This window comes from Cyclobacterium sediminis, assembly GCF_054781075.1.
In genome coordinates, this window is sequence record NZ_BAAGVC010000004.1 from 35,517 (window position 1) to 49,578 (window position 14,062).

11 protein-coding genes are annotated in these 14,062 nt (G+C 37.7%); 10 read left to right on the forward strand and 1 reads right to left on the reverse strand.

Annotated features, from left to right (window positions below):
• Window positions 1-15 precede the first annotated feature (15 nt).
• The 7 genes from ACYVHJ_RS07640 to ACYVHJ_RS07670 all read left to right on the forward strand — a co-directional run bounded on the left by ACYVHJ_RS07640 (window position 16) and on the right by ACYVHJ_RS07670 (window position 10,196).
• The gene (locus tag ACYVHJ_RS07640; protein WP_339902490.1) at window positions 16-1,719 is read left to right on the forward strand and encodes a sensor histidine kinase; all 1,704 of its coding nucleotides are present in this window, start codon (window positions 16-18) and stop codon (window positions 1,717-1,719) included.
• The gene (locus tag ACYVHJ_RS07645) at window positions 1,712-2,344 is read left to right on the forward strand and encodes a response regulator transcription factor (protein ID WP_339902491.1); all 633 of its coding nucleotides are present in this window, start codon (window positions 1,712-1,714) and stop codon (window positions 2,342-2,344) included. The genes ACYVHJ_RS07640 and ACYVHJ_RS07645 overlap by 8 nt, the downstream gene beginning before the upstream one ends.
• A 136-nt stretch (window positions 2,345-2,480) precedes the next feature.
• On the forward strand, window positions 2,481-2,780 hold the full coding sequence (locus ACYVHJ_RS07650) for a hypothetical protein (protein ID WP_339902492.1): 300 nt from the start codon (window positions 2,481-2,483) through the stop codon (window positions 2,778-2,780).
• 308 nt (window positions 2,781-3,088) lie between these two features.
• Window positions 3,089-4,003, forward strand: a complete 915-nt coding sequence (locus tag ACYVHJ_RS07655; RefSeq protein ID WP_460513760.1) for a phospholipase A — start codon at window positions 3,089-3,091, stop codon at window positions 4,001-4,003.
• A gap of 435 nt (window positions 4,004-4,438) precedes the next feature.
• Window positions 4,439-5,908 (forward strand): outer membrane factor lipoprotein domain-containing protein, encoded by a 1,470-nt coding sequence (locus tag ACYVHJ_RS07660; RefSeq protein WP_460513762.1) that lies wholly within the window; start codon window positions 4,439-4,441, stop codon window positions 5,906-5,908.
• On the forward strand, window positions 5,905-7,068 hold the full coding sequence (locus tag ACYVHJ_RS07665; RefSeq protein WP_339905843.1) for an efflux RND transporter periplasmic adaptor subunit: 1,164 nt from the start codon (window positions 5,905-5,907) through the stop codon (window positions 7,066-7,068). Before ACYVHJ_RS07660 ends, ACYVHJ_RS07665 begins: the two co-directional genes overlap by 4 nt.
• An 11-nt stretch (window positions 7,069-7,079) precedes the next feature.
• A complete protein-coding gene (locus ACYVHJ_RS07670; RefSeq protein WP_460513765.1) occupies window positions 7,080-10,196 on the forward strand; it encodes an efflux RND transporter permease subunit in 3,117 nt (1,038 codons plus the stop codon).
• Between the two features lie 55 nt (window positions 10,197-10,251).
• On the opposite strand, the gene ACYVHJ_RS07675 is transcribed toward ACYVHJ_RS07670, so the two are convergent.
• Entirely contained in the window at window positions 10,252-10,575 is a 324-nt protein-coding gene (locus ACYVHJ_RS07675; protein WP_460513767.1) for a hypothetical protein, read from the reverse strand.
• Window positions 10,576-11,031: 456 nt separating this feature from the next.
• Here ACYVHJ_RS07675 and ACYVHJ_RS07680 point away from each other — a divergent pair, with 456 nt between their 5' ends.
• The 3 genes from ACYVHJ_RS07680 to ACYVHJ_RS07690 all read left to right on the forward strand — a co-directional run bounded on the left by ACYVHJ_RS07680 (window position 11,032) and on the right by ACYVHJ_RS07690 (window position 14,018).
• Window positions 11,032-11,358, forward strand: a complete 327-nt coding sequence (locus ACYVHJ_RS07680) for a hypothetical protein (protein WP_460513769.1) — start codon at window positions 11,032-11,034, stop codon at window positions 11,356-11,358.
• A gap of 106 nt (window positions 11,359-11,464) precedes the next feature.
• Window positions 11,465-12,922 (forward strand): CotH kinase family protein, encoded by a 1,458-nt coding sequence (locus tag ACYVHJ_RS07685; RefSeq protein ID WP_460513771.1) that lies wholly within the window; start codon window positions 11,465-11,467, stop codon window positions 12,920-12,922.
• A 451-nt stretch (window positions 12,923-13,373) separates the two neighbouring features.
• A complete protein-coding gene (locus tag ACYVHJ_RS07690) occupies window positions 13,374-14,018 on the forward strand; it encodes a LolA family protein (protein ID WP_460513774.1) in 645 nt (214 codons plus the stop codon).
• The last annotated feature ends 44 nt before the right edge of the window (window positions 14,019-14,062 follow it).

Genomic DNA, 14,062 nt, shown 5'->3' on the forward strand with positions numbered 1-14,062 from the left:
AATTTTATTTAATCGATGAAAAGCCTAAGAACATGGATAATCCTATTAATCAATTCTTTGGTGTTTTTGGTGGTGGTTACACTTTCAATTTTTTCATACAAGGAATTTAAAAATGCTTTGGATGAAAGGGTTTTACTTCAACTTTCCTCTATCAAAAAGCTTAAACGAATTCAACTTGAAGCTCTTTTAAAATCTGAGATGGATGATTTTAAAAAATTAAATCTGGAATCCACCGACTCCATATCAGATCCATACAGCCTAATTGGTAAAGATATTAACAATGAATGCCTATTAAAAAAATTGAATTTAATGCCGGAAGGAGAGCGTTTTATTGATATTACCTCATGTGGCAGCGGAGGAGTACCTAAACTGGCCATGGTAAAAAAAACAGGAAGTAGGGTAGATCATATTCAGTTTATTGATGCTAATAAGATTCAGGATATTTTAATGGAACGTACCGGAATGGGAGAAAGTGGAGAAACCTACTTGGTGGGTAGAGATTTACGAATGCGTTCTATTTCTAGGTTTATGCCTGATACCCCTCCCGCACAAATAAATGCACCAACTTTAGGAGCTAAATATGCTTTGCAAGGCATCAATGGTTCTGGAATTATTGATGATTATCGGGGTATTTCTGTCTACAGTTCCTATCATAAATTGGATATAGCTAATTTAGACTGGGCCATTTTATCAGAAATTGATGTAAAAGAAGTAGAAGCTCCTCTATTAATTATGAGAAATAAACTATTCCTCATCTCATTCTTGGTATTGCTTTTCGCTTTGACTTTTTCATTTTTAATTACTGTTGTATTATCAAAACCATTAATGAAAATGCGTCTATTCCTCAACTTTATGACACGAGGAAATTATGATTTTAATATAGATGATGATTATCAGGCCAAGGAAATTAAAGAAATGTTTGTGGCCTTAAAAAAACTTCAAAAATCCATAAGAGAGGCCATTTATTTTTCTACTGAAATTGGAGATATGAACATGAAAGCAAAATACCAGCTTTCAGGTGAGGGTGATGCATTGGGTAAATCTTTAGTGGCCATGCAAAAAAAATTAATGGAATATGAGAATGCAGAGAATATTAATCGATTAATGGCCAAAAAATCTTTAATTGAAGGACAAGAAAATGAACGGAAGCGATTGTCTAAGGATTTGCATGATGGTGTAGGCCCCTTACTTACTAGCCTCAAACTAATGGTGCAGACTTCTGAGCTTTCAGCCCAAAGCAAAAAAAAGATCAATACTGTAGTGGATGGAACCATAGATGAAATACGTAGAATGACCTATAATTTGATGCCTTCGGTATTGGTCGATTTTGGGGTGGGGAGAGCTTTGGCAAGTTTTATTGAAAAGATGAAAAAATCCAGTGGAATCGATATCGTATATGACGATGCGACCAAAGGTAAAGCAGGAAAAATAAGTATGGATTTAGACATATGTATTTTCAGGGTTTGCCAAGAATTAATCAACAATACATTAAAACATGCCAATGCAAAAAAAATAACCATTTCATTGACAGAATTTAATGATAAAATCTCATTGTATTTTTTTGATGATGGAAAAGGCTTTGATCCCCAAACAATTAAATATGGGGCCGGTTTAAGAAATATTAGAGAAAGGATTGAAATATTTAGTGGCTATTTACATACCAGGTCTGACAGGAATGGTACTGAAGTAGAAGTTGAAATACCTTTGAAAGATGAATAAATACAAAATTGCAATTGTTGATGATCACCAGTTATTTCGTGATGGGATTGATTCACTCTTATCAATGCAAGAAAATTTTGAGGTGGTGATAAGTGCAGAAAACGGTAAAGATTTTTTAATGAAACTCAAATCGGGTATCCAGCCAGACTTACTTTTACTTGATTTAACAATGCCGGAAATGAATGGTTTTGAGGTTCTGAACAAATTGAAAAAAAATTACCCTAAAATCAAAACCATTGCTATCTCCATGCATGACGATGGAAACTATATCATGCAATCCATCAGGGGAGGGGCATATGGATATTTATTAAAAAATACCGATGCGGAAGAATTGCTTCTTGCAATCGACACAGTCCTAAATGGGAATAAATACTTTAACAAAGATATTTCCCAGCGGATGATCAATATTATGTCTTTAGAAGGAGTAAGTCCAAAAAGGCTGTCCCCCAAAGAAATGCAAATTTTAGGATTGATTGCTGAGGGCCAAACCACAAAAGAAATAGCACATAAGCTAATCATTAGTACCAGGACGGTAGAAACCCATAGAAATAATATGATGAAAAAGCTCGATGTAAAAAACACCCCCGAACTAATTAATAAAGCTGCTCAATTAAATTTACTATAAAGCCTACGTATTTATACGGAGGCTATCCATCCGTTATTTACCTTACCATAATTTACCAATTTTCTTAGAGTATCTTCGAAGGCTGTTTGGCGTTAATTTTACTAGAAATAAGAAGTTAACTTAAAACGGTATTCCTATGAAAAGTTTAATATTTGCATTCGCTTTTTTAACCATAGCATCAGTTGGATATGCACAAAACAAAAGTGATTTAAAAGGTCCAGCTGCAAAGAATTATAAGCCTTGGCAACAAAAGGACAAAGCTCCTTCAATAAAGGTTTATACTTTAGAAACTGCAACCAAACTACAAGGACCATCCGCGAAAAATAAGAAGTCTTGGGAAATTGAAACCAAAAATTACCAAGAAGCTACTTTGGTTTCAACCAGACCAAAAGTAACCGGACCTAAAGCAAAAAATGCCAAAGTTTGGAGCAATTAAAAATAAACCAAGCACCTTACATTAGCCTTGTCATTTTAAATGGCAAGGCTTTTTTTATGGTTTATATAAGTTATGCTGAGTAGGGTAGATCAATACGCTCTTAATAAAAACTTCCTTCTATAGATTTCCGTTAGTGCTTAATTATTAACAGTTGAAAGTTCTTTTGCCTTTCAAGCGCAAGAGAACCCGATTAATACTTTTTACATGGCATAAATTCAGATGCTTTTGATTATTTTTGACAAAAAGCTTCCAGCATTTATTCAGTACCCAGCTAAAAATCCCATCCTAAACGAAATCCATTTAATAATTTGAGCGAGTTTAAAAGCATTATATCAATATTTAAAAATGGGTGGTTTGTTCTATTTTTTTTAAGTACTTTTTCTCAGAATGCCAATGGGCAAATTAGAGAATTAGAATCCATGTGGAAACAACAACTGGATACCGGTAAGTATGATTTTAGAACACTAAGGTACCTTCAAATTTCTGAGGAGGATTTTCTGAATTTGTATGATACCCAGCCTAGTTTTGGGATGTACAAGGACAATTATTTTATTACAGGAGTACCGACCAACAAAGAAATTAATAAGCAAACTGCTGATGCGAAATACCAAATTAGTATCAGTCAGCGGTTAACCAAATCAAGGTTGCCCTTCAAAACTTCTCTATTGATGACCTATACCCAAAAATCATTTTGGGACATTTACGAAAATTCTTCTCCTTTTGCGGATAACAATTACAACCCGGGAATTACACTGATCAGACCTATTCTCAGCAAACAACAGTTGAAAGGTGGTATTGCCCTGTCATTTGAACATGAGTCAAACGGCCTAGACAGTATCAATTCCAGAAGCTGGAATTATACTACCTTATCAGCTGTGTATTTTTACAATGCCAATATTTCTGTGCAAGGCAAATTATGGGCAGGGGTATTAGGAGATGAAAACAAAGATCTTTTTGATTACAGAGGATATGGATTAATAGCCTTTAATTATCGAAGTTTCAATGATAATTTCTGGGGGAGTCTCGTTATTAATCCAAATAATAATTTTAGCAGGGTAAATACCATTTTAGAGTTGAATTTTAAACCTATTTCTACTGCCAATCAATACATGTTTCTGCAATGGTACAATGGCTATGGTGAAAACCTTTTTGACTATAACCAATATACCTCTATGCTTAGGTTTGGATTATGTATCAAACCGGCCATGAGAAATTTCTACTGATTCAATCAATTTCTCTTTCCCATTTAATGAAAAACACAATATTTTAAATACATCACAACGGGTCAAATGCTTATAATAATAACCTACCCGTCAGTTAGTTCGACCCTCTACAGGGTTGAATCTTACTGTGCCTGTTTTTATTAAACATATGTTCCTTTCAGGATCAGGTATAATTGAGAACAGAAAGATAGTCTACAAAATAAGAGTTAAAAGCAATTGGTTTATATTTAACTCAATACTTTGTCATCAGCCAATCAAACCTAGTACACTCCACAGCAATAATATTTGAATGGGTTCCAATTCCTCAAAATAGAACTAAAAACATAACTTTTTAGTCTAAAACAATATTCAATAAAATGTGTTATAATTTATGAATTAAAAAGTTGTCTTTGTATCCCAATTGATTTTTCTTATCTTAAAAAAAAATGCTGTCCTTTGTTTCAATATATAGACCTTAATTTTACGCTTTTAGAAGCCATCAATATCACTAGAAAATTGCTCCTGCCTTTTGTTTTTGGTCTCACCCTATTTAGTTTGACTTTCGGCTGCGGAAATAAGGTGACCACCAGAAATGTACCGGTTGATTTACCCGAATCCTATTCTTTGCCTACGGGCTCTAGCCCTATGGATTCAAGTTGGTGGATGTCATTTCAAGATCCGGAACTCAATCGCTTAGTGGATTCTGCCATACACCATAACCTGGAATTAAAAAGTTCTTGGTTTCAAGTGGCTCAAGAAGCTAGTAATGTGGCCATAATTGCCTCTCAAAGAGTACCTCAGGTATTTTTAGAATTACAAGGTGGAGCCAGTCGCCCTGCTCCGGATTTCGTAGGGGGAGAAAATACCCAACTGTCCCTGAGAACCAGCTATGAAGTAGATCTGTGGGGAAGGATAAAACAAAGTAAGTTGGCAGCTGAAAACAGGTTGATGGCTACTTACTTGGATTATCAAACCATGGGGATTACCATTGCAGGAGAAGTGGCATTGACCTGGTTTTCCATGCAGGCCTATCAAGAACAAATGAACTTGATAAAAGAACAAACCGAATATAATCAACAAATTTTAGCCCTTATTCGAACGCGATTTGCCAGTGGACAAGTTAGGGGGGTGGATATTTTACGACAAGAACAGTTGATAGAAAATACCAAGGAAGAGGCCTTGGCCATACAAATGGAATTTAAAGTATTGAAAAATAGGCTTGCTGTGCTTTTGGGGAAAGCACCGGGAATGCTGAACCTCAGTGAAGAAGTCCAACTTCCTATTTTAAGCCCAATACCCAATGCCGGCTTGCCCATGGAATTGATCAACCGACGCCCCGATATACAAAGCAGTTTCAATCAATTGGAAGCCGCTGATAGAGAAGTGGCTGTAGCCATCAGTAATACCTATCCACGTTTGTCATTTAACCTAACCGGAGCCCTTAGATCCAATACCCTTACGAATCTCGTTGAATCCCAGGCAGCCTCCCTTACAGGTAGCTTGTTGATGCCATTGTTTTATGGAGGAAGGTTAAAAGCAGAGACTCAGCAAGCTAAGGCTTTTCGTGAGGTACAACTCAATGCCTATGGTCAAACTGTTTTATTGGCGGTTCAAGAGGTAGAGGACGCATTGGTTCGTGAAAACCTTCAGAAAGAGATCATCATTAAACTTGAAAGCCAGTTGGAATTAGCGGAACGTGCTTTTAATCAATTGCGGGTTGAGTACCTGAATGGATCAATTGCTTATTTAGATGTTCTTGTCACCTTGGATCAAATGCAACAATTGAAAAGAGAATTGGTGAACGAAAAATTAAATTTATTGCTATATCGACTTAGCTTATATCGGGCTCTTGCCGGAGGTTTTGAAAGCCCGATTGAAAATGAAGAAAATTTTAGCATTCAGGAAAACACAATCTCAACAAAATGACGCGAAAAAAAACCATATGGATAAGTTTGGGATTATTGGTTTGTAGCATTCTTATAGCCCTAGTCTTTTTTTGGACAGCGCCTGAGGCCGAAATGGAAGGTGCTTCTAAAACCACTGCAATGTTGGTAGATGTGGTACAGGCAGAACATGGGGATTTTAACCCTTCTGTGATAGCTACAGGCCTGGTGCAACCCGCAACAGACATTTCATTAAGTAACCAGGTTGGAGGAGAAGTGACACATATTGCCTCTCAATTCCTACCCGGTGCCTATGTAAAAAAAGGAGAGATGCTATTGCAAATTAATCCTGCAGATTATGAAAATACTTTAACACTTCGAAAAAGTGATCTGGCTTTGGCACAATCCGACTACGAAGTGGAATTGGGACGGCAGGATGTAGCAGTCAAAGATTATGAACTCATAGGTGATGAGTTGTCCTCCAAAAATCAAAACCTGGTACTAAGGAAACCTCAACTAGAAGCAGCAAAAGCCAATGTTAAAGCAGCAGAGGCTGCTGTAAACCAAGCCAATTTAGATTTGCAAAGAACTGCAATTCGGGCTCCATTTGATGCGCATATATTGTCTAGAAATGTAAATCTAGGTTCTCAAATCGCTCCGGCATCTGACTTGGGCAGGTTGGTGGGAATCGATGAATACTGGATCATTGCCAATGTACCACTATCCAAAATAAATTGGCTTGAAATAGGTGAGGGCAAAGAAGGTTCAGGGGCTCCTGTCAAAATTATTCACCCTTCTGCCTGGGAAGATGGCCAATTTAGGAAAGGAAATGTTTCTAGGTTGGTTGGAGCATTGGACGGCCAATCAAGATTGGCCAGGGTTATCGTAAGTGTTCCCGATCCTCTATTGCGTATAAACCCGGACTCCAATAAACCACAGCTGATCATAGGCACCTTTGTGGAAGTTCAAATTGAAGCTCGAAAATTAGAAAATGTAGCTCGGCTGGAAAGACAATTTATAAGACCCGGGAATACAATTTGGGTATTACAGGAGGGGAAATTAGAAATTAGGAAAGTCAATATTCTTTTTGAAGATGGGCAGTATGCCTATATAAGGGATGGTCTGGCAGCTTCAGACCAAATTGTTGCCACTGATTTGGCCACTGTAGTGGAAGGTTCTCCACTTCGATTGGAAGAAGATTAAACGGAAAAACCATGAAAGAAAAATCAAATCATGCGTTAGAGAAAGGTCCCATTGCTTTTATGGCCAGAAACCCGATCATCACCAACCTTTTGATGGCGATATTTCTGGTGGGAGGTGTTTATACCATGTATACCGTCCAGAAAGAGGTATTCCCTCAATTTCAATTGGACATTATTGAAGTATCTGTGGTCTATCCCGGAGCTGCTCCTGAAGAGGTGGAACAAGGCATTGTGCTTCCTGTTGAGGAAAAGGTGCGGGAAGTGCAGGGGATTATGGAAATAATATCTTCGGCCAATGAGGGGTCCGGTACCGTAGAAATTTGGTTGATTCCCGGCACAGATCGAATGAAAGCCTTACAGGACATCAACCAAGCCGTAAGTCGGATACAGACTTTTCCCGATGATATAGAAAGGCCTCAAATTGTATTGCAAAACCAACAGATGGATGTGATGCAAGTAGGGATCTATGGTAATGTAAATGTTTGGACCTTAAGGATTTTGGCTGAACGACTAAGGACCAGATTGCTCAGTGATGAGCAGATTACACAAGTGGAGATAGGCAATGTACCGGATTTCGTTACCCATGTAGAAATTCCTAGAAATACGTTGTTACAATATAATCTCACCTTGGGTCAGGTAGCTGATTTGATTGAAGCTTCAAGTAGGGATATCCCTGCAGGGTCGATAGAGACCTTGTCCGGCGAAATCCTACTTCGCATGGAAGAAAGGAAGCTTATTGCCGAAGAATTTGCTAATATAGATATTATTTCATCAGCTTCGGGAGCGACCATTAAATTGGGAGATATTGCCAGCATTAGGGATGGATTTGAGGAGGTTGGGTTCAATGGACAATTTGAACAACAAAACACCGTAGACCTGGAAGTATTCAGGATAGGAGATCAATCACCCTTAGAAATTGAGGAAAAGGTCAAAAATATTTTGACTGAATTTGAGCCCGGCTTGCCACCTGGGGTGAAAGTAAGAATAGAAAGTAATAGGGCCGAAGATTTTCGAGAAAGACTGTCTTTGCTAACAGAAAACGGACTAATGGCCATCGTCATTGTTTTGGTCATTTTAGGTTTATTTCTTGAATATAGGTTGGCTTTTTGGGTAATGATGGGGATGACGGTGTCCTTTGTTGGTGCCATGCTTTTTCTTCCCATTGTAGGGCTTAGTATCAATATGATCTCCATGTTTGGCTTTTTGATCGTATTGGGAATTGTGGTTGATGATGCCATTGTGGTAGGTGAAAATATCTATGAATTTCGACAAAAAGGCTATTCTTATATCGATGCTGCTATCCTGGGAGCAAAAGATGTATCAAAGCCGGTAATCATTAGTATTTTAACTACTGTAATCGCTTTTGTGCCTTTATTATTTATTCCGGGGGAAACCGGGAAATATTGGTGGCCATTGCCGGTAGTGGTGATTGTGGTTTTGTTTGTATCCTTATTTGAGGCATTATTTATTTTACCTTCCCATGTAACCAAATCTCCTAGGGTAAAAAAACACGCTTGGGTACAAAAACTGGAGACCTGGCAAGGTGCTATTGCTTCCGGCTTTAACAGGTTTATCAACAAACATTACAAACCTTTTCTTGACCTCTGTTTAAGAAATAGATACCTGACTTTTTCTGCTGCCATTTCATTATTGGTTTTGGTGGGAGGTTTTGCTTACAGCGACCATATGGGAACAGTCTTAATGCCGGAGGTGGCCGCTGATGAAATAGAAGCTGCTGTTCGTCTCCCTGTCGGGACTACAAATGACCAGGCAGCAAAAGTGGCCGTCGAAATTACAAACAATACCCACAAGATGTTTGAGGATTATGATTTGTATAAGGTGGCCTATGGTGTCAAAACCAATGTTCGTGGTAAGGATTTTATTGATGTAGAAATTGTCATGAAACCACCGGATCAGAGAGACATGGGTCCTAAAGAATTGATAGAAATATGGCGGGACAATATTGGTGACATAAAAGGAGTGGATCAAATTAATTTTGAAGCTGAACGTGGTCCGGGTGGAGCTCGGCAAGACATAAGTGTGGACCTGAGTCATCCTGACATTGAAGTTTTGGAAAGGGCCAGCCAGGCTTTTTTGGAACGCGTAGAATCCTTTACAGAAACCCGTGATGTAAGCGACAATTACAATAAGGGAAAACGACAATTAGGCTTTGAATTGCTTCCTGAAGGCCGAAATCTGGGCTTAACACCCAATATGGTGGGGCAGCAGGTTAGGGATGCCTTTTTTGGCGCATTGGCCATGCGGCAACTGAGGGGGATCAATGAGTTTGAGATAAGAGTAAAACTTCCCCTTGAGGAGCGAAAAGACATCAACTATCTGGAAGAATTTATCATTCAGGCACCCAATGGAGTATCTGTTCCATTGTTGGATGTAGTTCGGGTCACGGAAGGGGAGACTTTTACCAATATCAACAGGAGAGATGGAAAAAGAGTGGTGAATGTAGGAATGGACGTTGAGCCTCCAGCCGCACAAACCAGGGTGCTTAAAGCGCTAAACCAACAAGTATTGCCACAGCTCAGAGCTGATTTTCCCGGAATTGCTTGGACTTATGAAGGAAGTCAAGCACAAATGCGGGAATCGACTGAAGCCCTCTGGTCGGGCTTTATTATCGCTATGCTTTTGATTTTCTGCCTTTTGGCAATTGCATTGAACAGTTATTCCCAACCTATCATAATAATGTTGGCCATTCCATTTGGAATTGTTGGAGCGGTTATTGGGCATATTCTTTTAGGTTACGATCTTTCTTTAGTTAGCCTTATGGGAGTAATCGCCTTATCAGGGGTGGTGGTCAACGATTCCTTAATTATGATTGACTATGCCAATAAAGCTCGTAAAGAGTTTTCAGCTTACGAGGCCATCCATGAAGCAGGTGTAAGGCGTTTTAGACCTATTATTTTAACAACCTTGACCACTTTTGGAGGATTGACCCCAATCATTCTTGAAACTTCTAGTCAGGCATTTCAGCTAATTCCGATGGCCATTTCATTAGGCTTTGGAATCATTTTCGCCACGGCCATTATTTTGGTTATTGTTCCGAGTCTATATATGATCTTTGAAGATTTGAGAGAAGCTGTAAAGCCCCAAGAAAAGAACAAAAATCTGGCTTAATTAAGCAGTTAATATGTGATTAATCTTTTTTCTCACCAGCAATTAATTTTAAAGTCTAGGCATTTTGGGGCAAAGGTTTCCTGCTAATCAGTGCCCAAAGGGGTTTTCCGTTTTCAGAAGCCCTGGCACCAATTGAAATGAGGAGACTTTTGGTAGTGTCTTCATCTGCTCCAATTACATGTTGTAGTGTCTGCAGATCTCGCCATTCATTAGCATCATCTGATAACATTTTCAAAAGTAAATCTTTCCTCGCTTTGTCTTTTCTGGCGGCAGCCTTTTCTTTTAAAAAATGTGCCAACCAAGTTCCTGCCAGGGTCGATAAGGACCCTATTACTACTCCTGAAAAACCGATAAAAGCAATCCATATATTTTCGGACATATATTTATTCTATTGGTTATCAACATTTTAAAATACATTTTTTTAACTACTGTACCAACATTTTATTCAAAACTATTTCGGAATCTATAAAAATAGAATGGTCAATTACACTATTATTTACTAATACAATCACCAGTGGTTTGGTATAAATCCTTAGCTGGTTTTGAAATATAAAATGATTCGTTTTCAGTTTACCGAAATTTAGTGAAGAAATATAAATAGTGGTATAACCTCCAGAAAATCCCTTCCTTAAAGAAATTTATTAAAAAAAATTAGTCTTTAGATACTGAACTAAATGTATTTTAAGGCGCTCTTTTTCAATATCTTAATCAAAATAAATTATGAACCCCAGGGGTATTTAATTTGCGGAATTTATAAAAAAGTTAAAAATAAATTAAACCTAGAGAGGGATGACTACTCAACCTGCGTCTAAAGAAGAAAATAAAAAAACAATAAATGAAAAAGATATTCATAATGCTCGCAATGGTTGCTTTTACTTCAATGGCTTATGCTCAAGTAAAGAGACCTGAACCTCCAACAACAGATGAAATCATAGAGATGGCTACCAAAGAACTGGGCTTATCCGATGAGCAGGTAATCGAATGGAAAAGCATTCACGAAAAATATGCTGATGTTATGAAGTCCCGAAAAATGGCCAAAGAAGCAAGGGCAAAAATCGATAATGAATTGAAGGCCACTTTAACTGGAAACCAGCTGGAAACTTATTTAGAAATAAAGAAAGAAAGAGAAAACCAACGACCAGCTAGGAGACCTCGGGAATAATGAGATTTAATTCATCTTTAATGAAAGGTCACCATTACTTCTTTCATTCAGCAACAAGAAATTGATGCAGTATTGTTTGAACTCAAATTTGACTAAAATGAAAAAAATGAAAATAAAACCCTTATTAGGGTATTCAAAATACCTGTATTTATTGCCTTTACTATTTGCTTTAGCTTCTTGCGTGGATGAAGTTAAGGATATTGTTGATGGGGAGGAAGAGGAAGTTGAGCTGATCATTGATGATACTGATTTTGAAGCTATTGACTGGACCACAGGTACACATAGCAATGATGCAGCCCCTGATTTTGATGAAGTATTCAATGATCAAGCGGTAAAAAGGCTGGATATTGTTATCACTGAAGATCGCTGGCAAACCATGCTAGGGGATATGACCAATATATATGGCACCTTTGGATCTCGTGGTGGGGGAGGTGGTCCCGGTGGTGGTGGATTTGGTGGAGGTGCCGGCAATTTCCCCGATGAAGACCCTGTTTTTGTACCTGCTGAAGTATATTATGAAGGGAAAGAATGGTACCGAGTAGGCCTCCGCTTTAAAGGCAATTCAAGTTTACAAAGTAGTTGGCAATCAGGCATATTAAAGTTGTCCTTTAAACTAGATTTTGATGAATTTGAGGATGATTATCCACAAATCAAAAACCAACGCTTTTATGGTTTCAAGAAGTTAAGTTTGAAGAACAACTACAACGATAAATCCATGCTGAGAGAAAAGGTGGCGACCGAGATTTTTCGAGATGCAGGATTAGTTGCTTCACATACGGCCTTTTATACCGTATATGTTGACTATGGAGATGGCCCGATTTATTTTGGGTTATATACCATGGTAGAGGAGGTAGATGATACCCTCATTGATACCCAATACGCTGATAACGATGGCAACTTATACAAACCTGATGGTGATGCAGCCAGTTTTGCTTATGGGACTTACGATGAAGATGAATATGTGAAAAAGACCAATGAAGACGAGGCTGATTTCTCCGATGTAGAAAGTTTATTGACCGTATTGCATGATGCTTCCAGGACCTCTGATCCGGCCATCTGGAGATCAAATCTTGAGGAAGTGTTTGATACCGATGTTTTTCTTAAGTACCTGGCGGTTAATACCATCATTCAAAATTGGGATACTTATGGACGGATGACGCATAATTATTATTTGTACAATGATCCGGACACTGATAAATTGAACTGGATTCCTTGGGACCATAATGAGGCCCTTCAAAGTGGAAACCAGCAGGGAAGTTTACCATTAAATTTCTCCGGCCTGAATGCCTCTAGTTGGCCATTGATAGGTTATTTGTATGCAGACGAGGTATATAAGGCAAAATATGATGCCTATGTAGCAGAAGTTATCAATGGAGCATTCAATACCAGTACGGTACAAGCAAAATACACCACTCATGCTGCTTTGGTAGAACAATATGCCACCAGTGAAATCAATGGCTATACCTTCTTGAATAGCAGTGGGGACTTTCAAAATGCAGTAAGCACCTTAATGTCCCATGCCACATCCAGAACAAATGCGGTAAGTAATTACCTTAATGATTAAAAAAATAGTTCATTCAAATATTTAATACCCGATTATAGTTATAAGTAAGTTTAGGTTGTTTATGTTCACCAGTACCGGGAGAAGTGATTTCTTAGAAAAAACTTCTTCAGGTGCTGCTTTTTTTGTTGTCATGGAATAATTAAAACCGGATGATGCAACAGGATCTCCTGAGCTTTCTCGGGGATAGTTGAAATCACAAAAAAAAACTGACTGTTTGGATATTACTACGTAGAAATTGAAGTAGTTACTTCGTTTTTAATTTGAAGGTAATTTCACCATTTAATAGGAGGTCTATATCCTATTTCGGGTTAAAGTTTAACAATGTTTCCTAGACCTAAGAACAAGAGTGATTTTTTGAGTTTTATAAATATTGATTAAATAATTCTATTCATATTGGGTTCAATTCAACCAGGATTTTGTACCTTATAAAGGTAACCTTACAGATAAACCCTTGAGAAAAAATACAGTATGTTTATTGTTCCTTTTTATTACCTGCCTACCTGGGTTTTCCCAAGAGGAGCTAGCGAAGAGCATTCTTAGAGAAGTTAAAGATCATTTAGAAGGTATAAGTGATTTTTCTGCTGATTTTACCTATAGCATTGAAATCAAGACTAATCCAACACGGGTCTCTAAAAATGGAAAATTCCATTATGCCAAAGGCAAATTTGTGGTAATTATGGAGGACCAGGAAATATACAGTGATGGTAAGTCTTTGTGGATACATTTACCCGGTGAGGAAAATTCAGAAGTTAACATTATGAATTATGATCCGGAAGAAAGCTTTAATTTTGACCTCATTTTTTCTCCAGTGTATGAAACGGCGACCAAGTCAATATATGAAGGTAAAAAATCGGTAAATGGAGTAACTTATGACCAAGTTTATCTTCAATTTTCCAATCCGGAACTGGAGTATCATCAGGTCAGGCTATGGATCAATGAAACTTCAAAAATCCAGGAGAAAGTTGTCCTTGTCAATAAAATGCAAACCATTACTACTTACGAATATACAAACATCAAAATAGATCAGGGACTTCCGGAAAGTACATTTGTTTTTGATACTGACAACTTTCAGGGAGAAATTTATGATGAAAGGTGAGGACTCTTAAAATTATTTTTCGTCCAAATAAAACTCAAATTCCT

What these genes read in the sequence shown, in the direction of transcription:
- ACYVHJ_RS07640 (WP_339902490.1), top strand. Translation starts at nt 16, where the DNA reads ATGAAAAGCCTAAGAACATGGATAATCCTATTAATCAATTCTTTGGTG.
- ACYVHJ_RS07645 (WP_339902491.1), top strand. Translation starts at nt 1,712, where the DNA reads ATGAATAAATACAAAATTGCAATTGTTGATGATCACCAGTTATTTCGT.
- ACYVHJ_RS07650 (WP_339902492.1), top strand. Translation starts at nt 2,481, where the DNA reads ATGAAAAGTTTAATATTTGCATTCGCTTTTTTAACCATAGCATCAGTT.
- ACYVHJ_RS07665 (WP_339905843.1), top strand. Translation starts at nt 5,905, where the DNA reads ATGACGCGAAAAAAAACCATATGGATAAGTTTGGGATTATTGGTTTGT.
- ACYVHJ_RS07670 (WP_460513765.1), top strand. Translation starts at nt 7,080, where the DNA reads ATGAAAGAAAAATCAAATCATGCGTTAGAGAAAGGTCCCATTGCTTTT.
- ACYVHJ_RS07675 (WP_460513767.1), bottom strand. Translation starts at nt 10,575, where the DNA reads ATGTCCGAAAATATATGGATTGCTTTTATCGGTTTTTCAGGAGTAGTA.
- ACYVHJ_RS07680 (WP_460513769.1), top strand. Translation starts at nt 11,032, where the DNA reads ATGAAAAAGATATTCATAATGCTCGCAATGGTTGCTTTTACTTCAATG.
- ACYVHJ_RS07685 (WP_460513771.1), top strand. Translation starts at nt 11,465, where the DNA reads ATGAAAATAAAACCCTTATTAGGGTATTCAAAATACCTGTATTTATTG.